We start from the raw sequence: 25,327 nt of genomic DNA on the forward strand, positions 1-25,327 counted from the left end.
GCGGAGCATCAAATGAAATTGGGAAAATTTTAATGTTGCCGACTAAGAAAGCAACGAGGGCCGGACACTGCCGGCCCCTAACTTCAATGATGCTGCATGGAATGGCCCGTGTATTGGGCCTTAATCCCTGAGCCCCGTTCTGTGCGGACTTTAAAGATCTCTTTGGCGTTTTTCACATCCAAGGCGTTCACCAAAACCTGATCCACATGGTCGACCAAGATAATTTTCAACTCCTTGCGAATCTCTGCGGGTATATCTTTCAGGTCTTTTTCGTTTTCCTTGGGCACAATCACGGTTTTGATGCCACCCCGGTGGGCTGCCAGCACCTTTTCCTTCAGGCCTCCGATGGCCAAGACCCGGCCCCGGAGGGTGATTTCACCGGTCATGGCTACCGTCTTTTTCACCGGAATCTTGGTCATGGCCGAAACGATACTGGTGGTAATGGCAATGCCCGCAGATGGGCCATCCTTGGGGATAGCTCCCTCTGGGACGTGGATATGGACATCGATGTTGGAGTAGTATTCCTTATCGAAGCCAAACAGAGGGCCCCGCGAGCGCACATAACTCATGGCGGCAGAACAAGACTCCTTCATCACGTCTCCGAGTTGACCAGTAATAGTGAATTTGCCCTTGCCCGGCACCACGGAAACTTCCACCACCAGAAGGTCTCCTCCCACTTCCGTCCACGCCAATCCATTGGTGAGGCCGATCTCGTTTTGACCTTCGATCTTGCCGTACCTGTATTTGGCAGGCCCCAAATAGGTGACCAATTTTTTCGGTGTCACCGAATAGCTGGTCTTCGGGGCTTTGGCCTTCGTGGTCTTTGCCTTCTTGCCGCCCTTTTTCGACATGTCTGCCACGATCTCGCGGGCCAGCTTTCGACAAACAGTTCCGATCTGACGCTCCAGATTTCGCACGCCCGCCTCCTTTGTATAGGAACGGATGATTTCGCGAACAGAAGCATCAGTAAAGCTCACCTTGTAGTCGTCCAATCCATGATTGGAGATCTGCTTGGGGATCAAATATTTTTTGGCGATATTGAACTTTTCTTTCTCGATATATCCCTCAAGGCTAATCACCTCCATCCGGTCAAGCAAAGGTCTGGGGATGGGGTGCAGTGAGTTGGCTGTAGTGAAAAAGAGGACCTTCGACAAATCGTAGTCCACTTCCAGGTAATGATCCTGAAAGGTGCAGTTCTGTTCCGGATCCAATACCTCAAGTAAAGCTGAAGAGGGATCGCCCCTGAAATCCGTACTCATCTTGTCGATCTCATCGAGAAGGATGAGGGGATTTCCTTTTTCCACTTTTCTTAGAGACTGAATAATCTTGCCCGGCATGGCCCCAACGTAAGTCTTACGGTGACCGCGAATCTCAGCTTCGTCCCGCACGCCACCTAGGGAAATACGCGCAAACTGACGATCCAAAGAACGCGCCACTGAGCGAGCCAGGGAGGTTTTTCCCACACCAGGAGGGCCCACCAGGCACAAAATGGGACCCTTTAGCTTGTCGTTCAGAGCCTGAACGGCCAGGTGCTCAAGAATTCTCTCTTTGACCTTTTCCAGCCCCCAGTGGTCCTCATCCAGAATGCGCTGGGCCTCTTCCAGGTCATGCTTGTCCGTTGAGTAATCCATCCACGGCAGATCCAGCATCCAATCAATATAGTTACGGACCACGGTCGCTTCGGCACTCATGGGTGACATCATCTTAAGTTTTTTGATTTCCTTTTGGACCTTGTCCCGGCCCTCTTTGCTGATTTTCTTCTTAGCTAGCTTTTCTTCCAGCTCCATCAGCTCAGCCTGATAGTCGTCCTTTTCACCCAGCTCTTTTTGAATGGCCTGCATTTGCTCATTCAAATAATATTCCTTCTGGGAGCGTTCCATCTGCTTCTTCACGCGATTGCGAATCTTCTTTTCGACCTCGAGAATCTCGATTTCACCACTCATCATGTTGAGCAGCTCTTCCAGACGTTCAGATGGATCAGAGATCTCAAGGATTCTCTGCTTGTCTTCGAGCTTCAGGTTTAGTTGGGCCACAATAATGTCAGCCAATTCACCGTAGTCCTCAATGGTCGATACGCGCATGAGAATTTCAGGCGGAATGCGCTTGTTGAGTTTGACGTAATTTTCAAAGGTATTTTTGACGGAGCGAATAAGGGCTTTTGCCTCAAGCTCGCTTACCACCTTTTCAGGCAGTTCCTCGGCTTCGACCATAAAGAAGTTGTCGGTTTGGACAAATTCCTTAATACGCACCCGCCGCTTGCCCTCGACAAGGACTTTCACCGTCCCATCGGGCAGCCGCAAAAGCTGAATAATAGTGCCGATGCTTCCCACTTCATAGATGTCTTTGGGCTCCGGATTATTGGTTTTAGCGTCCTTTTGGGCGGCCAAAACAATATCGGTCTGCTTACTCATCGCCTCTTCCAGCGCATTAATACTCTTTTCCCGGCCCACAAACAGAGGCATCATCATGTGGGGGAAAATAATCAAATCCCGCAGGGGAAGCAGGGGCAAAGTTTGAGTATTAGATTTACGAGTGCCTTCACTCATAGGTTCTCCTTCCCTAAAGAAGCCTGAGCTGAGCTCAAAAGCTTAATTGTCTTTTGAGTCGAGATGGAATCGTGGTCAAGCACTCTCTGCAGAATCATCTTTGGGTGCCGCAGCCTTCTTAGCCGCTTCTTCACCCATTTCTGCTTCGGTCTTGTAGACCAAGCGAGGCTTCTCTCGCTTAGTGATTACATCCTCTTCAATTATACATTCTTTAACATTCTGCTTGGAAGGAATTTCATACATGATGTCCAGCATAGATGATTCCAGGACTCCGCGCAGCCCCCGGGCTCCTGTATTGCGCACAATCGCCTCTTTGGCCACGGCACGCAAAGCCGGGTCAGTGAAGGAGAGGTCCACTCCCTCATAGCTAAAGAGTTTCTTATACTGCTTAGTTAAAGCATTTTTAGGTTTGATCAGGATGTCGATAAGCGCTTCCTCGTCCAATGGATCCAGGACGGCAATCACCGGCAAACGGCCAATAAACTCGGGGATCAGACCATAACGGGCCAAATCATCCGGCTCCACAGCCTTCAAAGGATTGGAATGGTCGTGCAGGCGCTCTTCTTTAGTCCTGATATCAGCCGCAATACCCAATGCCTTGGCCGTGGTCCGGTTTTCAATCACCTTATCCAGTCCCACAAAAGCTCCACCGCAGATAAACAGGATGTTCGAGGTGTCGACCTGGATGAACTCCTGTTGGGGGTGCTTACGACCGCCCTTTGGTGGCAAATTGGCCACCGTGCCCTCAAGGATCTTGAGCAGGGCCTGCTGCACTCCCTCACCGCTTACATCGCGAGTGATGGATGGGTTTTCCGACTTACGGGAGATCTTGTCGATCTCGTCCACGTAGATCACTCCACGCTGGGCCTTTTCCACATCGTAGTCAGCGGCCTGAAGAAGATTGAGAACCACATTCTCCACATCTTCACCCACATATCCAGCCTCAGTGAGGGCTGTGGCATCGGCCATCGCAAATGGAACATTTAAAATCTTGGCAATGGTTTGTGCCAATAGGGTTTTACCCGAACCTGTCGGACCAATGAGAAGAATGTTGGACTTGGAAATCTCCACATCATCCTTTTTGGTATTACCCTTAGACATAGCGTTGATTCGTTTATAGTGATTGTGAACGGCAACCGCCAAAGACTTCTTCGCCGCATCCTGCCCAATCACGTAGTCACTGAGGAAGGCATTAATATCCACCGGCTTGGGAACTTTAAGAGTGGTCTTTGTCCCCTCTTCTCTCTCCCGCTCCTCGGCAATGATGTCATTACAGAGCTCAATACATTCATCACAAATGTAGACGCCAGGACCGGCAATCAGCTTTTTAACTTCTTTTTGGCTCTTGCCACAAAAACTGCAGCAAAGAGTGCCGTATGTATTGTCCTTTTTACTCATCAGCTTTGGTTCCCTTGTTTGGTTGCTTTCCGCTCTTCCACAATTCTATCAACCAGACCGTAGTCTCTTGCTTCCTGAGCTGTCATAAAATTGTCGCGATCCATTGCTTTGCTCAGCTCATCAAAAGACTTCCCCGTGTGGCGCTGGTAAATCTCGGTGAGCCTGTTCTTGGTGCGAATCAATTCTTTGGCTTGGATTTCAATATCGCTGACTTGTCCGGAAATCCCGCCCCCCATGATGTGAGGTTGGTGTATCATCACCCGAGCATTAGGCAATACGTATCTTTTTCCAGCGGTGCCCGCGCAGAGTAGAAGAGAGCCCATGCTCGCCCCAAGCCCTATGCAATAAGTACTCACATCACACTTCACGAACTGCATAATATCGTAAATGGCCAATCCAGCTGAAACACTGCCCCCGGGAGAATTGATGTACAGGTGAATGTCCTTCTCCGGGTTTTCCATTTCGAGAAAAAACATCTGGGCAATAATACTATTAGCAACGTCGTCGGTTACAGGAGTCCCTAGAATAATAATCCGGTCCTTGAGAAGACGGGAATAGATGTCATAGCTGCGTTCACCGCGGGGAGTTTGCTCAATGACTATGGGAACTAGAGACATGGGACCTTCCTTCATTGCTGCTCTCTTCCAGTAGGGTTGTTCATCTCTTCATTTTAGAGTCAAACTGCCTGGGAGCGAATCCTTTTCCTAACCACTTGGCCCTTCGGAGGGCCTCACTTTTGGCTGCCCTCAATATGGGTCCGCATTCACTCCTGACAAGCTACTTGTCGGGCTTTTAAGGTCCTGACTTTATCAGTGAGAAAAATACTTTATTCCCCCGCCGCCATGTGCTAGACGGTTCGCTTATTGATCTCATTCTGAATAAATTCTGTAGCGCGTTATTCGCCCAAGGAGAACTCACATGAAGCTGACTCTCGGCAAGTCGACGAAGGAACTCTCAGCCAACACAACCTTGGTCGTGTTTGTCCCAAGTGTAGGCGATTCAAAGAAGGACAAAAAGAAAAAATCTTCTCTTCCTTCTGTTTCGGAGCTGGATGGTGAATTAAATGCGTTGTTGAAAGAGGCAATGACAGAAAAATCCTTCCTTGGTGGTGAGAAGGAAACCTGTTTTTTTCGCTCCTGCCATGTGGGTGGAGTTAAAAATCTTCTGGCCATAGGTCTGGGTGACAAGTCAAAAGTGACTCACGAAACTCTGCGCTCAGCTGCTGCGACGGCCCATGGAGTGTTGGGTGCAGCGAGGATCCCAAAGGCACATTTTCATTTGGCCTCGGCACTTGGTGGTCAGAAGGACGGCGCCGGCGCAGTACAGGCTCTGTGTGAAGGATTGTTATTGGCTGACTACTCAATGGATGAGCTTAAAGGCAAAAAAGAAAGCAAAGATGACGCCCCAAAGTTTGTTGAAAGTGTTTTGGTTCCCGCTGCTCGCGCCAATGCCGCCAGCATGAAAAAGGCCATCGAGACAGCTGAAATCCTCTCTGAGTGTGTGAACGCTTCACGCCGCCTTGGCGATTTGCCTGGTAACTTTATGACTCCCGAGATTTTGGCCACCGAAGCTACCAACCTCGCCAAGGGCACCAAAATCAAAGTAACTGTTTGGGACAAGGCCCGCATCAAGAAAGAAAAGATGGGTGGCCTTTATGGAGTTTCGACCGGTAGCGGGCACGACCCCCGCTTTATCATCATGGAGTATAAGGGTGGGGCAAAAACCAAAAAGCCTGTGATCTTTGTCGGCAAGGGACTCACTTTTGACTCTGGTGGAATCAGCATCAAACCCTCTCTGCAGATGGATGACATGCGCTACGATATGTGTGGGGGCGCCAATGTGATCGGCGCCATCCTGGCCATCGCGAAATTAGGCCTAAAGGTCAACGTCACTGCCTTGATTCCTTCAACTGAAAACATGCCGGGCCCCCTTGCGACAAAGCCTGGTGACGTATTGACTTTTCGTAATGGCAAAACCGTTGAAGTCCTCAATACGGACGCGGAAGGCCGCCTGATCCTGGCCGATGCACTTTGCTATGCAACCGAACAAAAGCCGGCGGCTATTTTTGATGCCGCCACATTGACTGGAGCCATCGTTGTGGCTTTGGGTAATACACATACAGCCTACTTCACTCGCGATAAGAAACTGGGTGCTCAAATTGAGGCGGCAGCGGACGACTCTGGCGAACTTGTGTGGCCGATGCCGATCACCGACTATCATGTTGGCGATATGAAGGGAACACTTGCAGACCTGGCCAACATCTCTTCCTACAGAGGAGCCGGAAGCTCAACGGCTGCTGCCTTCCTGGAGCAGTTTGTGGGCGAAGGCATTTCCTGGGCCCATTTTGACGTGGCTGGGACGGCCTGGGCTGTTGGCAATCGCTTGCCTTACTGTCCTAAGAAGGGCGCTTCTGGGGCCATGGTGCGAACATTTGTTGAGTTAGCTAAGAAATTCTAAAAGGGACTACCAGGTCATCTTGATCGAGTTTTTGGCCGAGATCTCCTGGACCTGTCTGTTGTCGATAAACAGTTCCTGTCCGTGGACCCTTTGATTGTAGAGCTTCACTGAAAAGAGGGTCCACTCGCGGGGCCACTGTCCTGCGACATGGTCGAAGCGAATAAGGACGGGGTTTTCTTCCATGTATTGAAGCTCCAATTCGCCAGGATTTTCCTGCAATATCTTTGAAACGGGAATTGGGATGGCAGAGATGCGATTGATGTCATCACCAATTCGGCAATCCGCTTCGACGATCATTAGGGGCTTTTCCCCAGCGATTGCCATGCCTTCCGCATAAAATGTCAACTCCACGCGATCATAGGCATGGCAGGCAAACTGCTTACCACCAGCCTCACCACGAGTAATGAAGTGCCCCAGCTCCACGCCCAAATCCTGGCTCTCCGCTACTGCAACAACCCGAGCGTCAGACAAAAGTCTCTTTTGAGAAGCCAACTCTAGGGCGCTGCCCTCAAGATGAGAAAAGTCAAAGACCTTGCGCACAGCCGCGGGATGCCGTTTATCGCTATCCAGATAGTAATAGCTGATGCCGTCCCAAGAGCGCAGTGAGACCCATGAGCCAATTAAGGCTGCACAAATCACCAAAACGCTTCCGCTCAACACACGACTGTCATGCATAAATGGGCCTCATCCAAATCACCAAAATGGTGAAGATTCCTTGTTATTTTATCGGATCAGGCCCCCAAGACTTTGAGGGCAGGTGTGAATACCAGACCTAGGGCGCGGAAGACTTAGACCTATTTCCAGAAGCTGGTAGGTCTATCCAGGAAATGGGCAACAGTTTTCATAGGCGCGAAACTCGACGCCAGCATCCCGTGCTTCGTGGGCGATAGCCAATACTCCAAGCTTGGCAAGCCACCCATAGACGTTTTCAAGGGGCGCCCCTTCGATGGAGATATTGAGATCAGATACGCACAGACGTTTAAAAACTGCCCCAGGAGAGTTCAAACTGTCGTCCGGGCCTTTTTTGCTATGGGCGCGCAGGAATCCTCCTGCCAACTGACAGCCGATAAGATAAATCGCCGGCTCCGCCGTTTCAGCCTCTGTCGTCATCGAGGTAGGAATTCCCTCCTGAATGATCACTTCTCCAACTCCCCGGCCGCCTTTTGAAGCCTTCATCTTTTTGCGGGACTTGTAATTCCAATTGCGAATCTCGTCACCACTGCGAGCCTGAATCACAGCCAAACCGTAAGTGCCGGCATTATTCTTAACAAACACAAAGGGCTTATGCTTAACTCCATTTGCTGCGTATTTCCTCTCAAGTCTGGACATAAACTCTTCAACCTTCACTGCGAGCTGATTGCGACTTTCCTCGTCCGCAACATCAAAGCCCTTAAAGATTTCAGTTTCGACCTGGAGAATATGGGATGGAATCTTAATCACTTCGGCGAACTCTCCGGCAAGCTTATTGTACCAGTCAAAGAACTCGCTCTTGCGTCTACGGTGCCAACCCAGTGTATGGGGCGGGTTCATGGGTGTACGCAAGGCGCTGGCCCACTCTTCATAGGCTTCGGAAAAATCGTTATTGCAAACAATCAGGTCCGCCTTTTTCCCTTCGATTGTGACTTCTCCATCGACGAGATGGGCTCCGTGTACAGTCAACTCTCTGCCAGAGGCACTCGTGAGCTGCAGTGGGGCATCCAAATTTTTGGGGAGGGCAATCTGCACTTCCCGCCCTGAGCCAGACAGCAGATCATACAACGCGGCAACATTATCCCAATAATAAAGATTTGCCGTATGTTCCTCGGTCAACAAAACTATTCGCTTACTGTCTTCACCGTAGTGGCAATCCAAAAAACACTTGGCCAAGACCACCGAACCCTCTTTGTCGACCTGGCAAATGTTGTTAAATCCGGCCGGGAAAATATTGGCATCCACTGGAGCCACGATTTCTCCAGAATCACGAATGTCAAAACTGGAGTAAAAAGGAAAAGCCAGCCCTTCTCCGCGGGTCTCAAACCACTGATCAACAGCGGTCCTGTTTTCGACGATCTTCTTATGAATCAATTCATGAATTACCAAGATTTTCTCCCAAGATTAGGTACGGAACTTAAAATGCTGGCCCCACCAACAACGGCAGCCGGCATGGCCAACAGCGTGAGTCCAGGCAACAAAAGAGTCACTGCAAATGCCCCCGCCATTCCGTTGGCCTCAGGGAAAACCTGCTTAAAGACCTTCAAGCGCTCTCGCAGGTTAAGCTCTAATATCTCGTAAGAATAGTCCATGCTATCGAAAGACATGACCATCAGGGCTAGATAGGAAGACAACACATTCAGGACGGGCACAAAAGAAAGGGCAAAGATAAAAATACCCAGAATCAGAAATACCCCGGCCTTGATGAGTGCCGTGACCATCATCTTGACAGATGTGGCCGTCCATTTAGCCATGTTAAACGGACGCTCGGCAATCATCCCAATCTTCATCAATGTGCGTTCGGCCAATATGGCATTGAATGGGGCCGCTACGACGCTGGCCAAAAGATAGATCAGATAAACCCACACGATCAGGAAAACCAGCCAAAAGAAAAACAAAACCGGATAATAAAATACAGAGAAGATCCATCCTGTCGTGGCAGGTATCACCCACCCAACGCCGGCAGCCACCCATCCCGGCAAAAGAGCACTACCACCCAAAAATCCAGCGACAACCAGGATCAGATCAATAACAAAAGGAACGACGGCCCACTTACGCAGATCTGGATTATCCCGGATTAATCTTAGACCCTCTGTTAAAAACGAAAAACCGCGAGCTGTTCTTCTGACTGGAATCATCACTGGGCCTCTTTGGCTTTCTTTTTTGAAGGCAATTTGTAGCGCTTCCTTGCCTTACGCTCCAGGGCGCTGCTTTCATCGGTTTTCACTTGCCCTTCACGTTTTATCCCCTCGCGTTTTTTTGCCTCTGGAGTGAGGTCCGTCGATACTGCCAGATCTGCCAAATATGCCTGAAGCTTGCGCTCCTGTTTGTCCATCTCTCGAAAAATATCCTGAACTCCCACAGATTCCTTGGGATCGGGAAATCTCAATGTTCGCAGGCTTTGGATATTGTTCACCGCACCCTGGGCCAATTTGGCCTGCCAACGCCTTAGCGCCGTTTCCTCCACCGCCTTATCTTTCGGATCAGCATTGAGTTGCGGGGGCCTTTCCAGTGCCAACCAAATAACTTTGTAGGCTTCAACCAAATTTTCAGCCGCCCGAGGGGACCACTCTCTGCTTTCCATTTCAGTACTCTTAAGCAAATAGGCCTGAAGATATTTTAGACTGCCAATATAGGCTTCAGACAATTTTGAAACCCGGTCAGGGTCAGGCTGAACTCTGCCCATAAAATAAAGGGTTCTTGCCAGAAGCTCTTTGCGCTGGAGGGGGTCACCCAAATCTGCATGAACTTGCATGAGACCCTTTTGGGCTTCAGCAAAATACTTCTCCGCCGTCTTTAGATTTCCAGTTCTGGCATAGGCTGCAGCCAATCGGGCGGGCAATTCAGCAGCAGAAATTTCCTGACTCAAAAATTTCCGCCTTCTCATGGCATCCCGCAGACTGGCAATCTGCTTGGGAATATCTCCTAAACACTCATAGGTGTAGGCAAGGCGAAAAAGAGACTGGGCTTCGATCCGCCGATAGCGCTTGTGGGACCGGCGCAAGGTCTGCCGATAGACCTTCGTCGCCTCAGCACATTTGCCCATTCCCTCCAATGCCGCTCCCCGATTGAACAAGGTCACCAGGTGAAATTCGGAGGTTGGATTGGAGCTGATGATGCGATCAAATTCTTCAAGGGCTAACTCAAACTCTTCTTTCTCCAGATGGCCCATACCCCTTTCAAAGGTCTGTTGGTCGGCAGATGGTATGGGACTCTCATAGGCTTCACCTTCTGCGAGTGGCGTGGGCTTGGTTTTCTTTGCCGCACAGCCCATGAGGACTATCGCCAACAGATTTGCGACCACCACCACAAGAGTTTTGAATTTCTTCACGGATTCTCCTTTACGTAGGGCTCAAGCTTATCCGCTAGCCTCTGCAATCCCTGCAGACCTGCCACATCAGACACCAAATCTGGGACTCGAATCAAGGGTGTCAAGCTGCCTAGAAACCCCTGAAATTGCGCAAGTTCTTCCTCTCTATCTTGATTGAAGTGGCGAAGGGACTGGTAAAAATCCAAAAGTTTTTGGTACTCGGGCTCCCCGGACAGCTCCTGGCCCAACTGCTCATTGGGGTTCCAGTTGGGAAAACATCGATTCACCACTACCGAATTTAATGTATAACCACCTTTACGAAGCTCATTTATAAAGTCCCTTGTGGCGCCCAACTTGGCTCGATCAAATCCAGTGATCAGGACAAAGGCGGTGTCCGGCCCCGTCAAGAGGCGATGAACGGCAATGCTTCGGCCGCTGACTTCATCCTGGATCTCTGCCACACCCTCAAAGAAATCCGATAGCTCATGAATAAAGTGAGAGCCGGTGACTTTTTCCAGAGCCGCTAAGGCTGTTTTGGTTCCGCGATGAAAAAGCCCTTGCAGAAACCCACGCGACCCTGGCTTTTGCACAAACCATTGAGTGATGGCGTTTTGAAAGAGGCTGTAGATCTTTTGCGGAGCATAGAGAAAGTCAACCGCATGCTGGGATGGTGGGGTATCGAGAATTATCAAGTCAAACTTCCCGCTATCAAGTGCCGTCTGCAGCCGCTCAAGGGAGGTAAACTCCTGAGATCCGCTTAAAGTCGTGGACATCTGACGGTAGAGGCTGTTGTTGAGAATTCTTTGCGCCAATTCGGGCCTTCTGGCTGCGCGATGAATAAAGCGATCAAAAATCGAGGCCGGATTAATCATCGCGGCCGACAGACTGCCACTAACCCCATCAATCTGAACAAGCATTTCCTGTTCGGAGGTAGCATCAATCCCGAGAGCGTCGGCCAATCTCTTGGCCGGGTCAATTGTGAGCACCAGGGTGCGCTTACCCGCCCGGGCGGCCAAAATTCCCAAGCAGGCAGATAATGTGGTTTTTCCCACGCCACCGGTCCCGGCACAAATGATGACTTTGTATTCGTCAAACATCCAGGCCATTCCAGTCAATCCTTTCCGCCAAACGCTCTACCAGTGATTCTCCTGTTTCTCCGAATGACAGCGGCAGAGTTTTGTACCCGCCGTCGATGGCCGCCAAATTCTTTAGAGATTGGTCCTGTCTTTCCTCCACCACCTGAAGATAGTTGGTCAACTCAATCCCTCCGGGGTCACGACCTAGAAACTTTTCACCAAGCGCCGATAGCTCTGCTGGGGAAAGGGGAATGTCCCAGACTTTGTTGCAGAAGATTTTGGGCGAAATGCCGAGATCCTCACTGAGATCATGATAGAGCTCTCCGCACTCTGAGACCGGAAGTTCCTCGGGCAGAGTGACAATGGCGTAAGAGCAATACTTGGGGTTTCGCAAAAGCTCGTCAATTTGCCGACTTTGATCACCCATTGGTCCCAGCTTAACCGCCTCTGCTAACCCCTTTGGGGCCCGCAGCAGGGCCTTAAAGTGCCCGGTGGCGTAGGAATCGATGACGATCAAATCAAAGTCAAAAGAAGGACCCACATTACGAATTCCACTAGTGGCCTTACCAAGTATGGAGATTTCCCTCAGTGCCGGAGCCGCCTGAATGAAGGTCTTCATTACCACATTATTAAAGAAAAGATCGACGATGGCCTCAATTCGCACATAAAACTTCAGGTACTCGCGAAGGCTGGCGTCGCCTTCCCAGCAGGAAACCCACAGATTCTCCCGCCACGGGGTGGGCTGATATTGAACCTCCACATTCAACAGGTGGCGAAAATAACTTTGCTCGGCCAGCTCCACCAGTAGGACCTTTTTACCCTGTCCTGATGCCCTTAAGGCAATCGCAGCTGCCACGGTGGATTTCCCCACACCACCCTTGCCGGTCACAAACAGGATTTTTTGATTCTTCTGGCTCACTCGCTCCAGGTCCTCATAAATGGATTGTGCGCCGCGCTATGTCCTTGCCTTGGTGCCGCGCATCTCTTAAAAGGTTCCATCTGATCCGCACATCATATAGGCGCTTGCACCAGAACACAATTGGCTAAAAGGGGAAGACGTCCCATGAAAATCACTCTCGATAAATTAGAGGGCTTGGCCCACAAACTGAGCATTGAAGTTCCTGCTGACCGAGTCCGGGAGGAGTTTACCAAGGCCTTCAAGGACCTGCAGAAGGAAGTCAGTCTTAAAGGTTTTCGCAAAGGCAAGGCTCCACTCAATGTCATTCGCACACACTACGGTGATCGGGTAAAGCAAGATGTTCTGCAAAACCTAATTTCGGACTCCTACCAAGCGGGACTTGAGGAGCATTCTCTTGATCCAATTGGTTACCCCAAGATTAAGTTTGAAAATTTTGACGATGATAAGGACTTCATTTTTACGGCTGAGTTTGAAATCCGCCCGGAAATCAACTTGAGCAAATACGAAGGGCTCGAGGTCGAACAGCAAAAGATTGAGATCAAGGACGAACAAGTCGATGGCGTCCTCAAAAACATCCAGTCTAACCACGCCGAAATGGTCCCTCTTTTGGAGGATCGTCCCGCTCAGGAGGGCGATATGGCTGAGGTGGCTTTTGAAGGTTTTGTCGATGGTCAGCCTCTCGAAGGTGCCCAGTCTGAACGCCATATGCTCGAACTAGGCAGTGGTCAGTTTATTGATGGCTTCGAAGAGGGCGTGATTGGTATGGCCATTGGCGCTGAGACAACTTTGAACCTCAAGTTCCCCGATGAGTACCATAACAAGGAGATCGCCGGTAAGCCGGTTGAGTTCAAAGTTAAACTGAACTCTCTTAAAAAGAAGTCTCTTCCTGAAATCGATGATGAATTAGCCAAAAAGCTGGGTGAATTTCAGACTCTTAATGAACTCAAGGAGCAGATTCGCAAGGACCTTGAGTCTTCTGAAAAACAACGCGTGGCTGAGGAGTTGAAAAATAAAATTCTTCGCGCGCTGGTTGACGCCAACCCCGTTGATGTTCCCAAGTCTCTTCATGAGCGACAAAAGCAAATGCTTATTGACGATGTTCAACAACGCATGAAGCATCAGGGCCTTAACGAAACTGACTTTGAAGAGTACAAAACCAAGTGGGATGATGATTTTAATCAGTCAGCGACATTCGTCGTTCAGTCCAGCTTTTTGGTCGATGCTCTGGCCGACAAACTCAGCCTGCGCCCGACTAAAGATGATTTCGAAAAGAAGATTGAGGAGATCGCTGGCCAGACAGGACTGGAGGCAGACCGCCTGAAGGAGTACTACCTCCAACAGGAAAATCAGTCTCGCCTTAGCTTCCAAATCATGGAAGAAAAGGTCGTTGCCTTCCTTATCGATAAGGCAAAGATCCAGGAAGTTTAAACCTTCTCAAAAGGTACCGGAGGATACCCGGTACCTTTTGAATTACTCGCAATAATTATAGGCTCTGAAGTGCCGCCAGCAGGTGTCGCTTGGAAAGCGGCAGTCGTTCAGGCGGCTGGAAGTGTAGTAGCCCCGTGGGCAGGCACGCTGTCCGCCGTCGTTTACTTGAACGGAGAAATTTCCGGCTGCGACCAACTCACCGTCGCCCTTCATTACCCATGTGATATCGTTTTTACCCATATCGAGAAGGGGTCTTTGAAGCAATGTTGAAATCCACAGGTTGAATGGTTTGTCGGTGCGGCCCTTTTGATTGTTATAAGAGCCTGACTTTTCATGAATGGACCCATCCTCCCAGGTCGCCCGAACCTCGACTTGGTCGCCAGTGACACCATCGGGACCGACAAAATAGGTGTATTCGCCCGGATTGAGAATGTTTTCCACACAAGTAATGGAGCGAAAATCCCTTTGCACCCCCTCTTGGCAGCTGATGGTAATGTCGGCAACAAGGTCGATGGACTCAAAGGTATCTCCCCCGCTGAAGCCTGCCCCGGCAAATGCCAATGGTGACACGAAAACTGCCATCGATAACCCGAAACACAAAATTAACGCTTTTCCTTGCGCCATAATCCCTCCCTGACTCTTGTCTCACGGATGTCCCGAGGCTAACATAGGACTATTAGATCGCCAAACGGAAGGATTTGTATGGCTGACCCCAAGGCAGAGGACTCCTCAGGCAGTAGCGATGCTGCGAAGCAAGAAAAGCCCAAGAGGCTTTGGCGTAATTACCTTCTAAACCCTCAGTTTCAATTGAAATTCTCAGTTTACTTTATTGTCAGCGTGTTGGCTGTGGTCGGGGTTATGGTTGCCTTGATTTTTACCCGCCTGCAAGATGTTCGTGAAATCATCCTCCAGTATTATGGCGAGGACACCATCCTTCAATCCCACTTGGATCAGACTATATTTGAAATCACCCTGATTTCTTTTTCGATCTTGATCGGATTTTCGGCGATTTCCTTCTTTTACTCCCTCATCATTACCCATCGCATCGCCGGCCCGACTCTGGTGATTTGTCGCTTTATTGAGGACCTAAAGAAGGGCGACTACGAAGGGAACCGAAGGCTGCGCCAGTACGATGAGCTAAAGCCCATCATGCAAGGGCTTAATGAGCTCGCCTCGGTTCTTAAATCAAAGGAGTCCTAGCCTGGCGGAGTCTCTATTTTTTTAAGGTGGGATTTCCTTCAAACTGGCGCATGACGTCCCAAGCTCGTAAATAGTTGTAGGCCTGGAGAACCTGGAAGTCCTCGGACAGTAGGGTGTCCCGTGGACTAAGATTTTTCTTGCTGCTCCCGCCGGTGTCGGCCCACCAGTATTCGATGACGGATTTGCTGGCGCCCTTGCCGTTTTTGGAGCTTGCTCGCTCTTTGTCGCCAAGAAGGTGACCTTTGATATCCTTTTCCCGCTTGATTCGGCCCTTGCCCGCTTTAGCTTTTTCCAAGATATCACTAGAAAGGTTGTCAACGATAACGTCTGGGGTAATGCCTTCAGCCTGGATCGACTTTCCACTGGGTGTATAATAGCGCGCCACAGTTAGCTTTAGGCCGGAACCGTCACCCAACTTAACCACCGATTGAACGGACCCTTTGCCGAAGCTCTTTTGACCCATAATCAGGGCCCGCTTGTTGTCCTGAAGGGCCCCAGCCAAAATCTCACTGGCACTGGCAGAATACTCATCAACCAAAACCACCAATGGGAACTCCGGCATGGTTCCTGACTGTTTGGCAAAAATAACTTCCTTTTCTTTCTCGTTTCGCCCCTTGGTGCTAACGATGGTGCCGGTCTTCAAGAACATATCGCTGATTTCCACGGCCTGCTCCAATAGACCACCTGGATTTCGACGTAAATCGATCACCATTCCATTTATTTTTTGGTTGGACTTTGAAAAGGTCTTTAGAGCCGATTTCATATCCTTGGCGGAGTTTTCAATAAAGCTCGTAAGCTTCAGATAGACATATCCATCCTCCAAATCGGTCACTTTGACGCTGCGGATTTTTACCGTTCCCCTTTTGATGGCAAACTCTTTTGGCCGCTCGAACCCATCGCGGAAAATGCCCAGTTTGACGGTGGTACCTTTTTTACCCCTCATGTGCTGAGCGGCCTCAACCAAGGTCATTCCTTTTGTTGAGTCCCCATCGATTTCCACAATCTTATCGCCGGCCTTCACTCCGGCATTAAAGGCCGGGGTGTCTTCGATAGGACTGATGACTGTAAGTATGCCATCCTGAACCGTAATTTCGATCCCGAGACCACCAAACTCACCCGCGGTTTCGGACTCAAACTCCTTGTAGATGTTGGGCTCCAAAAAGTTGGTGTGAGGGTCCAACTCTTTCAACATCCCCTTAATGCCACCGTAGATAAGTTTTTGGGTGTCCACTTCTTCAACGTAGTATTGCTGGACCAGGTTGAGAACTTTTGCAAACAACTGCAATTCGGAGTAGCGCTCCTTTGCCCACGTCGTCACACTTGCGCTGGATAGAACACCGAGAAACACTCCCATCCCGACCAAGATCGGGGCTCCTAACCGAATGTATTTTCGATTCTTGATACCAGCCGGCTGACGGTGACTCATGGTTGCTCCCTTCACAGTCGTGTTTTTTCCCCGTCGGGATTCCAGTTAACCCATTGCATAGGATCAACCGGATCCGAGAAGTGCCTGATTTCAAAGTATAACCCTGGACGACCCAGGGTACTTCGGCCGGCACTCCCCAGTACCTCTCCTTCGGTAACCTTCTGTCCTTTCTTAACTTTTACACTCTCGTTGTGACAGTAAACGGAATAATAGTGATCTCCATGATCAAGAATCACGGCATTTCCATATCCGGAGATCTTACCAACAAAACTCACCTCCCCAGGAAAGACCGCCTTAACCAATTCCCCGACACGAGTGGAGAGAAATACACCTTTATGACTAAGTTTAAATTTGTAACGGTCGTGCTGATCCAGGCCAAAAGTCTTGGAAACAACTCCCGCCGCCGGAAGACCTAGGCTTCCCTTTCGTTCAAAGAAGGTCTCATTCATAAGACTTGCGATTTCCGAATCCGGAACCAGACCTCCTGCCTTCTGCCGTAGCCCCTTTAATTGCTGGACGTAAGTCTTCCTGGATGTACGAAGTCGGGCCAGCAGTCTGCTTTTTGAATTCTGCTCCTGCTCTAAGGATTTCTCCTGGGTCTTTAATTGCCTTTCCAAATGAACAAGGCGTTTGACGTTTTTTTTGAGCTTGGCCCGGGTCACCTCCAACGATTTCAGATTGCCCTCGAAATCGCGGATGAGTTCATAGTCGCGATCAGCGACCCTCTTCAAATAAGCCAAATTCCGATCCAACTCACTGGCACTCTGACTCGAAAAAATGGCCTGCAGAGTTCCCTGTTCCCCCAGCTTATAAAGAGCCCGCATTCTTCTGGCCAGCATTTTCTTCTGTTCGCCTATGCGACCCTCCAGACGGGCAATTGACCTCGCCAAAGCCGAGACATCGCCTTGGGCCGAATACATTTGATTACTTAGGCGTACCTTCCTGGCGCTCATCTTTTTGATCTTCTGATTGATTTCGTATAGGTTACCGAGAATCTTTCGGCTGTCCTCCTCTGCAGATATCACTTTGTCACGAACTTCAACGATATCCTCGGCAATTTGCTCGGCCACACCGTCCACCCCTTCTTGTAGAATGGGAGGTGAGACTTTTCGCATCTGGACCGGAGAGGCTTCGAGGGTGAGCGATAAACCGAGGAAAAAAGCCATCGACAGAATTTTTGCAGATCGGTTATTACCGACTACCACTTGGACTCCTCCACTTGAGAGGCCGCCCAACCATTACATATCCGATGTACACACAAGTAGGCTCCGACTGCACCAAACATGGCGCCCATAAGCACCAGCCCAATAGCATCAACCCAATTAACAAACCCAATAACACGACTAAGGTTTAGGAATCCCAGTTCAGTCTTAATCATGTCGGCCTGCCATATATATAAAAGGTAGCAAACTCCTATCGACATCAGACTGGCCAGGGCGCCCATGAGTAGACCTTCTATCACATAAGGTAGACGAATCATTTCAGGAGTGGCACCGACTAGCTCCATAATTTCTATTTCGTCTCGTCTTTGAGCAATCGCATTGCGGATGGAATTTCCTATGACAAATAGGCTGCCACACAAAAGGACAAATATAAGAAACCAACTGGACGCCTGAAAGGATCGAACAACCGCTGTGTAATTTTCCACCCAACCTTGTCCATAATAGACGTCTTCCACCGTCGGCTGCCCGGAAATCTTGCGAGCCAGATCAATCAAGAGACCATAACGCTTTTCAGAGGGAATGCCGTCCCGGAGGCTGGCTTCAAAGCTGGCCGGGAGCGGATTCCCAAATTCCGGGTCAGACAAAAAGTCCGGGGAGTAAGATCCCATTTGCTGGTCAAATCTTTGCGCGGCCTCCTCTTTGGTCAGAAATTCGATTTTCTTAAACTGGCCAAGGCCCTCTAAAAACCGATGAGTAGTCTTTACTTCTTCGTCTTTGACTTGCTCCTTAAGAAATACTGACAGGCGGGCGGACTCTCCCCAACTGGCCAGCACCCGATCCATGTTTCGATGAACAAGCCAAAATAGAGTGATTACTACAAAAGTGCCACACAGAACAGACAAGGTCGCCACCTGCATTCCCGTCTGCTGCTGCCATGATCGCCAAAATCCTTTTAGCCATCGATTATTCATCAGTGATCCCTAACAATATGTCCGTTTTTGATTTCTACGATTCTTCTTCGACTTGCATTGATCAGCTCATGATCATGGGTCGCAACGAATACAGTTGTACCTCTGGCATTGACCCTTTCCAACAGCCCCATGATTTCGCGGCTGAGGTCCGGATCCAAATTTCCCGTAGGCTCATCCGCAATAAGTATTCCTGGATGATGAACCAAGGCCCGGGCAATGGCGACCCGCTGCTGCTCCCCGCCCGAAAGCTGTGTTGGATAGCGGTCCGCCTTGTGTACCAGTCCCACCTCGTCAAGAATTTCGCGAACCCGCTTTTGCATTGACTGCTGCCTTTCACCACGCACCTCCAAGGGAAGGGCCACATTCTCAAAGACAGTTCGCCGCTTTAGAAGTCTGAAATCCTGGTAGACAACTCCTATGTGACGTCGAAAAAAAGCCACCTCTCGCGCCTTGAGGTCCTTGAGTGTGTAGCCGGCGACTTTTAGGTTACCTGAGGTCGGATGATCGAAGGCCGAAAGAAGGCGAAATAAAGTTGTCTTACCGGCACCGCTTGGTCCGATCAAAAAGACAAACTCGCCCTTTTCGATATACAGATTGACGTCGTTTAGGGCACACACGTCCCCCGAATAAGACTTATATATATGATGAAAATCGATCATCCTTAAATTTTAACGGTGACTAGAGGAGTTGACCAGAAACCAGAAGGTCTAGAATTTTCTGATGCTGAAATTGCATAGCCATTTGTATGGATTTTATGTCCGAAGCTGGCCCATTGGGGAGAACCTCCAGGTAGGCCGTTTTAATACTCTTCACCACAGCACCATTATAAAAGACCCGACTCACCAAATAGGGATTGGCTAGACCCCAGTCCTCAGTCTGAACATGGTAAGTCATGCCGTTTAAGTTGATGTCGGAATTGAAACCCTTCTGCACTTAAGTCCACCTCAAATAGGGGCTTATTTTGCAGCTAAGCCCCCCCACGAATCAAGGGTAAAAAATCTGTTTCAATTTAGTACAGTGATTCCGGTAATTTATTGAGACGACTCTGTTTTCCTGTTTAACGGAGTCTGGGGCCTACCGATAAGTCCAATATGAGTACCAGGGGCCTCTTCTTTCCGCTAGTGCAGATCTTTATCCTCGCCACCTCTATAGGCCTCAGTACGTCCTGTTCAAAAGGCTACAAAGACAAGACTGGTACAACGGGCAGAATCAGCCCCACCTACCAAGGACCAAAGGAAGCCGACTATTGCGGAGGAAGCCCCTCCACTTATTCCGATTCCGTCACCATTTCGGGAACGGCCCAATACACAGCCCGCGAGCCTTTTGGTGATAAGTCTAATGGGGGCCTTGGTGCTCCCGGCTCAGCAAGACCTATTCGCCGAGCAGAAGTGCGAGTGACTAATTCGAGTGGCGAAGTCGTTCAGTGTACGGAGACCGATGGCTCTGGCGCCTTTTCATTCACTCTTCCCCGTGGGGATGGACAGTTTTTGGTTTCAGTAAACTCCCGAGCCAATAACAATTATTTCAAAGCCACGGTTTTTAATGCGCCGGAACAGAATGTTTTTTACGCCATCACTCAAAACGTCATCGCTAGTTCCAGCCAAAACCTGGGCACATTGACCGCCAATGGCGATGGAGACGTCCTTGGTGGGGCCTTCAATATTTTAGATCAAATATTAGAGGCTAATGATTTTCTTCGCTCCAAAGTAGGCAACTGCTCATCGTCATTTTCTGAATGTCCCAACTTCACCGTGGCGCCCAAAGTTAATGTTTACTGGGAGGCCGGATTTAATCCTGGAAGCTATTTTGCCGGCACGGGACCACTTAGCTTTTATCTTCCCGGTTATAGCCGCCTATTCATTCTTGGCGGGGTCAACGGTGACGTCAATAGTTCGGATACTGATCACTTTGACAACTCCGTCATTCTCCACGAGTTTGGTCATTTCCTGGAAGACGTGGTGTTTAAGTCGGACTCGCCCGGCGGAGAACACAACGGTAATAAAGTCATTGACCCACGCCTTGCATGGTCTGAAGGATGGGGAAACTTTCTTCAGGGCGCTGTGCAGGGTTCCAACTATTACATGGACACCATGGGTAATGTCAGCGGGTCGACATCTTACATTTTCCGAATCGACATTGAAGATCTGGTAACCAGTGGGCCCAGCAAATCTAATGACGTAGCTGAGTTCGCAGGCGAAGGAAACTTCCGTGAGTTTTCAGTCACCCGATTGCTTTATGACGTCACCGATGCTGTGGACGCCGGAGATGATGGCGACGACGTGGGAGATGGATTTGCAGAGATATGGGCCAGCCTGGTTTCTAGTATAGGGATGGTTAAGCCCACCTTTGCCTTTCGCGAGATCGGCTTGGTCCACGATGTGGTGACGAATCGTCTGAGTGGAAGTCCACAGGACTGGAGCACCCTGCGCACCACTGAGAAGCACGGCAATGACTCCGCTCACTTCCGGAAGGAGTACGCCCGGTACGTCACTACTGTCCCCGGAGGTTGTGGCTTGACTGGCACACCCTACTCTATTACTCCGTACAATGACTCCTATGACAATGGCTCATTTGCCACCTCTCATTTGCTGAAGAATAATGACTTCTACCACTACAAGCATAGTGGCGGCGGAATCACACTGACTCTGAATTACGAAACTCCAAGCGGCACTGAGGCCGATCTGGATTTTTATCTCTACAACGACTCGGCCCGCTTCGGCATCTCTGACGACATTGTTGGTTTCAGTCGCGAAGAGCCTTCAAACCCCGGCGGCGAGACGGAGTCGATCAGCATTTCTAATCTTCCAGCAGGGGATTATTTGATCAATGTGATGGTATACACTGGTGGCCCCAGCATCGGCGCCGCCACTAACTACGAAATCAAAGTGGGAGGCACGGTTCTATGTCCCGACACCCATCCTTGAGCAGACGACGATTACGTCGCCTAAAGATGCGACTGATAGTCAGCATAGCCAGTGCTCTGGGGGTCTTGTTTATGGTTGGAGTCAGTCTGATGGTGGGACTTGGCTCTTCTGAATCTGATGTTCGTCAACCAGCCCAGATCGCAGGAAAATCAATGGTCCTTAAGGCCAAACATGGCCTTGGCCTGACCCATACCCACAAACTTAAGGGCCCCTTGCAAGTGGCAATTAAGCACCTGGATCGGGATCGGGCGATCACTTCGGGCTCACCCTTTACTCTGGAGGCTATCGTCGTCTCCAGTGAGTACCTGGAAAACGTCAGACTGAAGTGGGTGTTGCCTGAAGGCGTCCGCCTTGAGAGTGGATCAAATGAGGTTGTTCTCAACTCCCTCAATCGGGATGAACCGCAAAAGATCTCGGTCCAACTGGTCAGCGATAGTGAAGAAAATCAGCAGGTCCATATTCAGGCGTCAGCGCAATTACGTGGCATGAGCTTTGGTGAGTCGGCCCAGTTCAACACCACAGACCAACAGCTGATTGATTTGCAAAAGGAAGAGCTTTTGGAGAGATCACAGAAGGAAATGGCCAAGGACTCAGGAAACCAGCAAAAAATATTTCACTGATTGGTCTGAACACAATCTAAAACAACTAGATTGGATAAACGATCAAGTCTGGATTGCCCAGTTCGTGGCGAAGAATGCTCTGAATGGCGTCCAGTGTTCCCATCATGGCGCTCGGGCACCCTCCACAGGCTCCCTGATAGAGAATCTTAATTTCATTATCTATATATTCCAATACTTCCAGATCTCCGCCATCGGCCTGAAGGCCTGGGCGAATGGTTCGATCCAGTATCTCCTCAATCCGCTGCAACTCTTCAGAAAGATGTGATCTGTCCACCGGCCCCTTGCTGGGAACCTCATCTGGAGTGCGAAATCCTGCATCGTGAATAGGCAGCCTGCTCTTGATCACCGCAAAAGCCTGTTGCTCTATGGTGTCGCCGTCAAGAGAGCCATCGTGGGTCATGGTGATGGTGTTCTCAAAAAAGTAAAGCTGTTTGACGCCCTTGATGTCGAATAGAGAAAAAGCCAAGGGAAGCTGCTCGCACTCCTCGCGTGAGTAAAACGTCGCCTTACCCTCCTCCTTGACCGCGTGATTCATGATGAACTTAATGGCAAAGGGGTTGGGGGTTTCCTGGGCCCGAACCAAAACATCTTCCTGAGTAAACCTTGGGGTCATACAAAAAACTCCCGCGCCTTGCGCGCTGCCTCTACAAGTCGCCTAACTTCACCTTCAGTATTGTAAATCGAAAAAGAGGCCCTTACCGTTCCGGGAATTCCCAGACGATCCATTAACGGTTGGGTGCAGTGATGTCCCGTCCGTACAGCAAGGCCTTCCCGGTCAAGAATTTGCCCTATATCGCTCGGGTGTATACCGTCGAAAACAAAAGAGACGATATTGCCCCGATTTTCGGCACTACCAATGAGCCTAAGGCCATCGATTTGTCGCAAATCATTTCTCGCCATTTCCGCCAGCTCAGATTCATGGCGCTGAACAGACTCTATATCCAGACCAGTAAAATAATCGATGGCCCGAGCAAGGCCAATGGCACCGCCCACGTTCGGAGTTCCGGCCTCAAAGCGGTGAGGAGATGTCAAAAAGCTGGTCTCCTGCAGGCGAACACGATCGATCATCGAGCCACCGCTCTGGTAGGGTGGTAGCCGATCCAAAAGGTCCAAGCGCCCCCACAGAACACCAATGCCAAACGGACCAAACAGCTTATGTCCTGAGTAAACCAGGAAATCACAACCAAGACCTTGAACATCCATAGGAAGAAAAGACACCGACTGGGCGGCATCCACCACCGTCAAGGCTCCTGCCCTTTTAGCCTCTTCAATGATCAACTTAGCCGGATTGATAGTTCCCAGAGCATTCGAACAGTGAACAAATGACACAATCTTGGTCTTGCTGGAGAGCTGACCGCGAAAACTGTTGAGATCCAACTCCCCACTAGGCGTGACTTCAACAAACTTTAGCGTCACCTGTTTCTTTTTGGCCATCACCTGCCAAGGAACCAAGTTTGAGTGGTGCTCCATTTCAGTCAACAGGACCTCGTCGCCAGGAGAAAGGGTCTCACCAAGTGTGGTGGCGAGGAGGTTTACCCCCTCTGTCGTTCCGCGGGTAAAGACTATTTCCTTTGCATTGGTGGACCCAATAAACCTTGCTACGGTTTCCCGCGCCGATTCGAAGGCATTAGTAGCCAAATCACTTAGATAATGAGCTCCCCGATGAACGTTTGAGGCCTCTTTCAGGTAGAACTCACTCATGCGCTCTACAACCTGGCGCGGCTTTAGAGTAGTTGCGGCATTATCCAAGTAAGCCAATGGCTTCTCATATACCCTCTGCCCGAGGGCTGGAAAATCTTCTCTGATTTTGGAGACCTGGTACTGATTCATGTTAGCCCCTCGCCCCAGACGTTCGATTGCGATCCACCCAACTACTAATGTGGAGATCTAACTTTGAAACTATGGCTCCACAATCACGATAGTGGTCCAACACCTCTCCTGTGAATCCCTGAGCCAGGAGCGTTTCCGCCTGACTTGGAGGGATTCCTCGCGACACAAAATAAAAGACCTGTTCCTCGTCCAACTGACCAACAGTCGCTCCGTGGGTCGCCTTGACATCGTCCGCGTAGATTTCCAGCTCCGGCTTGGCATCGACCTCTGCCGTATTGCTCAACAACAGCGTCTTGTTGAGCTGACTTGAGTCGACCTTTTGTGCCCCTTCGGAGATCAAAATTTTACCATTAAATACAGCCCGCGCCTTGTCGCTCGCAATCCCTTTGAAGAGCTGATGACTGGAGCCACCCTCAAAGCGATGGTTGATTTCAGTTCGCAAATCAACGTGCTCCTGTCCTTCCACCAGGTAGATCGCGTCGGCGCGAACAAAGGCCTGTGGACCAACAATGTCGCAACACAGCTCCTGACGGGAAATGCGCGCACCGCTTGCCACCTGCAAAAACCGCACGTCGGCTGACTCCGCCAAGGAGGCGCGAACAAAGCTGAGGTGATAGGACTTCGGATTTTCCAGTTGCACTTTGAAGTGATATACTTTCGCGCCCTCGCCCACTCGTAGGCTTGTCACCGTATTGGTCAATGACCTCGTCTCCGGGCTACCAATAAATCCTTCGGTGATGGTCGCTTTCGATCCTGCACCAATGAAAAAGAAGTTTCTGCACATGGAACTTTGCCAATGGTCGCCCTCACCGGACTGTACATGAATCACCTCAATGGGCTTATCAACCGAAGTCTGAGGGTCGACCACCAATACGCAGCCGTCCAAACACAGGGCCGAATTCAACCAGGTGAAGGCCTGTCCTCCTGTGCCTTCTTCAGCTTCCCAAATCATTTCTAGGCGGCTTTTGATTTCCATCGGTCCCTGGCCCGAAACAAGGGCGGCTAAAGAGAAACAACTCACTCCGGATTGCTCCGGGAGCCGAGAGAGGCCACCGACAAAATGACCATTAACCAGCACCACCCGATAGGACGAAGAATCAAATGTCGCTGTCATTTCGGCCAGTGCCGAATCAGACAAATCAAATGACCGTTCTTTTTTTGGAGTCACGTAATGCTCTTGGAGCAGGGGTGCTGTGTTGGTGTAGCGCCACTCTTCAGTTTTTCGACCAGGAAAACCCCTGCCCTCTAGCCTGGTCATGGCGCTTTCCCGAAGACCCGACAGGTCGCTCGTACCAATCAGCCTCTGGTCCTGCTTCAGAACTTCATAGGTTTTTTTAAATCTAAGTATGGCATCAAATGACGTCTGCAA

The 25,327-nt window shown here is 50.0% G+C and carries 23 protein-coding genes; 5 read left to right on the forward strand and 18 right to left on the reverse strand.

The features are described from left to right. Positions 1–83: 83 nt before the first annotated feature. The 3 genes from lon to H6624_13100 form a co-directional block, all read right to left on the reverse strand. Complete coding sequence (gene lon / locus H6624_13090) at positions 84–2,546, reverse strand: endopeptidase La (GenBank protein MCB9085277.1); 2,463 nt, start codon at positions 2,544–2,546, stop codon at positions 84–86. A gap of 75 nt (positions 2,547–2,621) precedes the next feature. Further along, positions 2,622–3,944, reverse strand: a complete 1,323-nt coding sequence (gene clpX / locus H6624_13095; protein ID MCB9085278.1) for an ATP-dependent Clp protease ATP-binding subunit ClpX — start codon at positions 3,942–3,944, stop codon at positions 2,622–2,624. Continuing rightward, a complete protein-coding gene (locus tag H6624_13100) occupies positions 3,944–4,561 on the reverse strand; it encodes an ATP-dependent Clp protease proteolytic subunit (GenBank protein MCB9085279.1) in 618 nt (205 codons plus the stop codon). Before H6624_13100 ends, clpX begins: the two co-directional genes overlap by 1 nt. A gap of 301 nt (positions 4,562–4,862) precedes the next feature. Between H6624_13100 and H6624_13105 the strand changes: the two genes are divergently transcribed. Then, positions 4,863–6,401, forward strand: coding sequence for a leucyl aminopeptidase (locus tag H6624_13105; GenBank protein ID MCB9085280.1), 1,539 nt, complete (start codon positions 4,863–4,865; stop codon positions 6,399–6,401). A 6-nt stretch (positions 6,402–6,407) separates the two neighbouring features. Here the strand turns inward: H6624_13105 and H6624_13110 are convergent, their stop codons facing one another. The 6 genes from H6624_13110 to H6624_13135 all read right to left on the reverse strand — a co-directional run bounded on the left by H6624_13110 (position 6,408) and on the right by H6624_13135 (position 12,396). Next, the gene (locus H6624_13110) at positions 6,408–7,076 is read right to left on the reverse strand and encodes a hypothetical protein (GenBank protein MCB9085281.1); all 669 of its coding nucleotides are present in this window, start codon (positions 7,074–7,076) and stop codon (positions 6,408–6,410) included. A gap of 141 nt (positions 7,077–7,217) precedes the next feature. Beyond that, positions 7,218–8,480: a glutamate--cysteine ligase gene (gshA, locus tag H6624_13115; GenBank protein ID MCB9085282.1), complete on the reverse strand. Its 1,263-nt coding sequence runs from the start codon at positions 8,478–8,480 to the stop codon at positions 7,218–7,220. After that, complete coding sequence (locus tag H6624_13120; GenBank protein ID MCB9085283.1) at positions 8,474–9,229, reverse strand: EI24 domain-containing protein; 756 nt, start codon at positions 9,227–9,229, stop codon at positions 8,474–8,476. Before H6624_13120 ends, gshA begins: the two co-directional genes overlap by 7 nt. Then, on the reverse strand, positions 9,229–10,422 hold the full coding sequence (locus tag H6624_13125) for a tetratricopeptide repeat protein (GenBank protein MCB9085284.1): 1,194 nt from the start codon (positions 10,420–10,422) through the stop codon (positions 9,229–9,231). The genes H6624_13120 and H6624_13125 overlap by 1 nt, the downstream gene beginning before the upstream one ends. After that, the gene (locus H6624_13130) at positions 10,419–11,507 is read right to left on the reverse strand and encodes an ArsA family ATPase (GenBank protein MCB9085285.1); all 1,089 of its coding nucleotides are present in this window, start codon (positions 11,505–11,507) and stop codon (positions 10,419–10,421) included. Before H6624_13130 ends, H6624_13125 begins: the two co-directional genes overlap by 4 nt. Beyond that, positions 11,491–12,396 (reverse strand): AAA family ATPase, encoded by a 906-nt coding sequence (locus H6624_13135; protein ID MCB9085286.1) that lies wholly within the window; start codon positions 12,394–12,396, stop codon positions 11,491–11,493. The genes H6624_13130 and H6624_13135 overlap by 17 nt, the downstream gene beginning before the upstream one ends. Positions 12,397–12,540: 144 nt before the next feature. Here H6624_13135 and tig point away from each other — a divergent pair, with 144 nt between their 5' ends. After that, positions 12,541–13,824 (forward strand): trigger factor, encoded by a 1,284-nt coding sequence (tig, locus tag H6624_13140; protein ID MCB9085287.1) that lies wholly within the window; start codon positions 12,541–12,543, stop codon positions 13,822–13,824. Positions 13,825–13,866: 42 nt separating this feature from the next. Here the strand turns inward: tig and H6624_13145 are convergent, their stop codons facing one another. Next, positions 13,867–14,406, reverse strand: coding sequence for a hypothetical protein (locus H6624_13145; protein MCB9085288.1), 540 nt, complete (start codon positions 14,404–14,406; stop codon positions 13,867–13,869). A 120-nt stretch (positions 14,407–14,526) separates the two neighbouring features. On the opposite strand from H6624_13145, the gene H6624_13150 reads away from it, so the two are divergent. Further along, a complete protein-coding gene (locus H6624_13150; protein MCB9085289.1) occupies positions 14,527–15,024 on the forward strand; it encodes a hypothetical protein in 498 nt (165 codons plus the stop codon). 13 nt (positions 15,025–15,037) lie between these two features. Here the strand turns inward: H6624_13150 and H6624_13155 are convergent, their stop codons facing one another. The 5 genes from H6624_13155 to H6624_13175 are packed head-to-tail and all read right to left on the reverse strand — an operon-like array spanning position 15,038 to position 19,478. Then, on the reverse strand, positions 15,038–16,450 hold the full coding sequence (locus tag H6624_13155) for a S41 family peptidase (protein MCB9085290.1): 1,413 nt from the start codon (positions 16,448–16,450) through the stop codon (positions 15,038–15,040). 11 nt (positions 16,451–16,461) lie between these two features. Continuing rightward, on the reverse strand, positions 16,462–17,655 hold the full coding sequence (locus H6624_13160) for a peptidoglycan DD-metalloendopeptidase family protein (GenBank protein MCB9085291.1): 1,194 nt from the start codon (positions 17,653–17,655) through the stop codon (positions 16,462–16,464). Further along, positions 17,649–18,584, reverse strand: a complete 936-nt coding sequence (locus H6624_13165) for an ABC transporter permease (protein ID MCB9085292.1) — start codon at positions 18,582–18,584, stop codon at positions 17,649–17,651. Before H6624_13165 ends, H6624_13160 begins: the two co-directional genes overlap by 7 nt. Beyond that, complete coding sequence (ftsE, locus tag H6624_13170; GenBank protein ID MCB9085293.1) at positions 18,584–19,243, reverse strand: cell division ATP-binding protein FtsE; 660 nt, start codon at positions 19,241–19,243, stop codon at positions 18,584–18,586. The genes H6624_13165 and ftsE overlap by 1 nt, the downstream gene beginning before the upstream one ends. Positions 19,244–19,262: 19 nt before the next feature. Next, a complete protein-coding gene (locus H6624_13175) occupies positions 19,263–19,478 on the reverse strand; it encodes a hypothetical protein (protein ID MCB9085294.1) in 216 nt (71 codons plus the stop codon). 197 nt (positions 19,479–19,675) lie between these two features. Between H6624_13175 and H6624_13180 the strand changes: the two genes are divergently transcribed. Together H6624_13180 and H6624_13185 are read left to right on the forward strand one after the other, a co-directional pair. Continuing rightward, positions 19,676–21,508 (forward strand): hypothetical protein, encoded by a 1,833-nt coding sequence (locus tag H6624_13180; protein MCB9085295.1) that lies wholly within the window; start codon positions 19,676–19,678, stop codon positions 21,506–21,508. Continuing rightward, positions 21,487–22,128 carry a hypothetical protein gene (locus H6624_13185; GenBank protein MCB9085296.1) on the forward strand — a complete coding sequence of 214 codons (642 nt, stop codon included), beginning with the start codon at positions 21,487–21,489 and terminating at the stop codon, positions 22,126–22,128. Before H6624_13180 ends, H6624_13185 begins: the two co-directional genes overlap by 22 nt. A 25-nt stretch (positions 22,129–22,153) precedes the next feature. Here the strand turns inward: H6624_13185 and H6624_13190 are convergent, their stop codons facing one another. The 3 genes from H6624_13190 to sufD are packed head-to-tail and all read right to left on the reverse strand — an operon-like array spanning position 22,154 to position 25,327. Beyond that, complete coding sequence (locus H6624_13190) at positions 22,154–22,741, reverse strand: NifU family protein (protein ID MCB9085297.1); 588 nt, start codon at positions 22,739–22,741, stop codon at positions 22,154–22,156. Continuing rightward, positions 22,738–23,958, reverse strand: a complete 1,221-nt coding sequence (locus H6624_13195; protein ID MCB9085298.1) for a cysteine desulfurase — start codon at positions 23,956–23,958, stop codon at positions 22,738–22,740. Before H6624_13195 ends, H6624_13190 begins: the two co-directional genes overlap by 4 nt. A gap of 1 nt (position 23,959) precedes the next feature. After that, the gene (gene sufD, locus H6624_13200; protein MCB9085299.1) at positions 23,960–25,327 is read right to left on the reverse strand and encodes a Fe-S cluster assembly protein SufD; all 1,368 of its coding nucleotides are present in this window, start codon (positions 25,325–25,327) and stop codon (positions 23,960–23,962) included.

It is taken from the genome of Pseudobdellovibrionaceae bacterium (assembly GCA_020635075.1).
In the GTDB taxonomy this organism is placed as follows: domain Bacteria; phylum Bdellovibrionota; class Bdellovibrionia; order Bdellovibrionales; family UBA1609; genus JADZEO01.

What these genes read in the sequence shown, in the direction of transcription:
- lon (MCB9085277.1), bottom strand. Translation starts at nt 2,546, where the DNA reads ATGAGTGAAGGCACTCGTAAATCTAATACTCAAACTTTGCCCCTGCTT.
- clpX (MCB9085278.1), bottom strand. Translation starts at nt 3,944, where the DNA reads ATGAGTAAAAAGGACAATACATACGGCACTCTTTGCTGCAGTTTTTGT.
- H6624_13100 (MCB9085279.1), bottom strand. Translation starts at nt 4,561, where the DNA reads ATGTCTCTAGTTCCCATAGTCATTGAGCAAACTCCCCGCGGTGAACGC.
- H6624_13105 (MCB9085280.1), top strand. Translation starts at nt 4,863, where the DNA reads ATGAAGCTGACTCTCGGCAAGTCGACGAAGGAACTCTCAGCCAACACA.
- H6624_13110 (MCB9085281.1), bottom strand. Translation starts at nt 7,076, where the DNA reads ATGCATGACAGTCGTGTGTTGAGCGGAAGCGTTTTGGTGATTTGTGCA.
- H6624_13120 (MCB9085283.1), bottom strand. Translation starts at nt 9,229, where the DNA reads ATGATTCCAGTCAGAAGAACAGCTCGCGGTTTTTCGTTTTTAACAGAG.
- H6624_13130 (MCB9085285.1), bottom strand. Translation starts at nt 11,507, where the DNA reads ATGGCCTGGATGTTTGACGAATACAAAGTCATCATTTGTGCCGGGACC.
- tig (MCB9085287.1), top strand. Translation starts at nt 12,541, where the DNA reads ATGAAAATCACTCTCGATAAATTAGAGGGCTTGGCCCACAAACTGAGC.
- H6624_13145 (MCB9085288.1), bottom strand. Translation starts at nt 14,406, where the DNA reads ATGGCAGTTTTCGTGTCACCATTGGCATTTGCCGGGGCAGGCTTCAGC.
- H6624_13150 (MCB9085289.1), top strand. Translation starts at nt 14,527, where the DNA reads ATGGCTGACCCCAAGGCAGAGGACTCCTCAGGCAGTAGCGATGCTGCG.
- H6624_13155 (MCB9085290.1), bottom strand. Translation starts at nt 16,450, where the DNA reads ATGAGTCACCGTCAGCCGGCTGGTATCAAGAATCGAAAATACATTCGG.
- H6624_13165 (MCB9085292.1), bottom strand. Translation starts at nt 18,584, where the DNA reads ATGAATAATCGATGGCTAAAAGGATTTTGGCGATCATGGCAGCAGCAG.
- ftsE (MCB9085293.1), bottom strand. Translation starts at nt 19,243, where the DNA reads ATGATCGATTTTCATCATATATATAAGTCTTATTCGGGGGACGTGTGT.
- H6624_13175 (MCB9085294.1), bottom strand. Translation starts at nt 19,478, where the DNA reads ATGACTTACCATGTTCAGACTGAGGACTGGGGTCTAGCCAATCCCTAT.
- H6624_13180 (MCB9085295.1), top strand. Translation starts at nt 19,676, where the DNA reads ATGAGTACCAGGGGCCTCTTCTTTCCGCTAGTGCAGATCTTTATCCTC.
- H6624_13185 (MCB9085296.1), top strand. Translation starts at nt 21,487, where the DNA reads ATGTCCCGACACCCATCCTTGAGCAGACGACGATTACGTCGCCTAAAG.
- H6624_13190 (MCB9085297.1), bottom strand. Translation starts at nt 22,741, where the DNA reads ATGACCCCAAGGTTTACTCAGGAAGATGTTTTGGTTCGGGCCCAGGAA.
- H6624_13195 (MCB9085298.1), bottom strand. Translation starts at nt 23,958, where the DNA reads ATGAATCAGTACCAGGTCTCCAAAATCAGAGAAGATTTTCCAGCCCTC.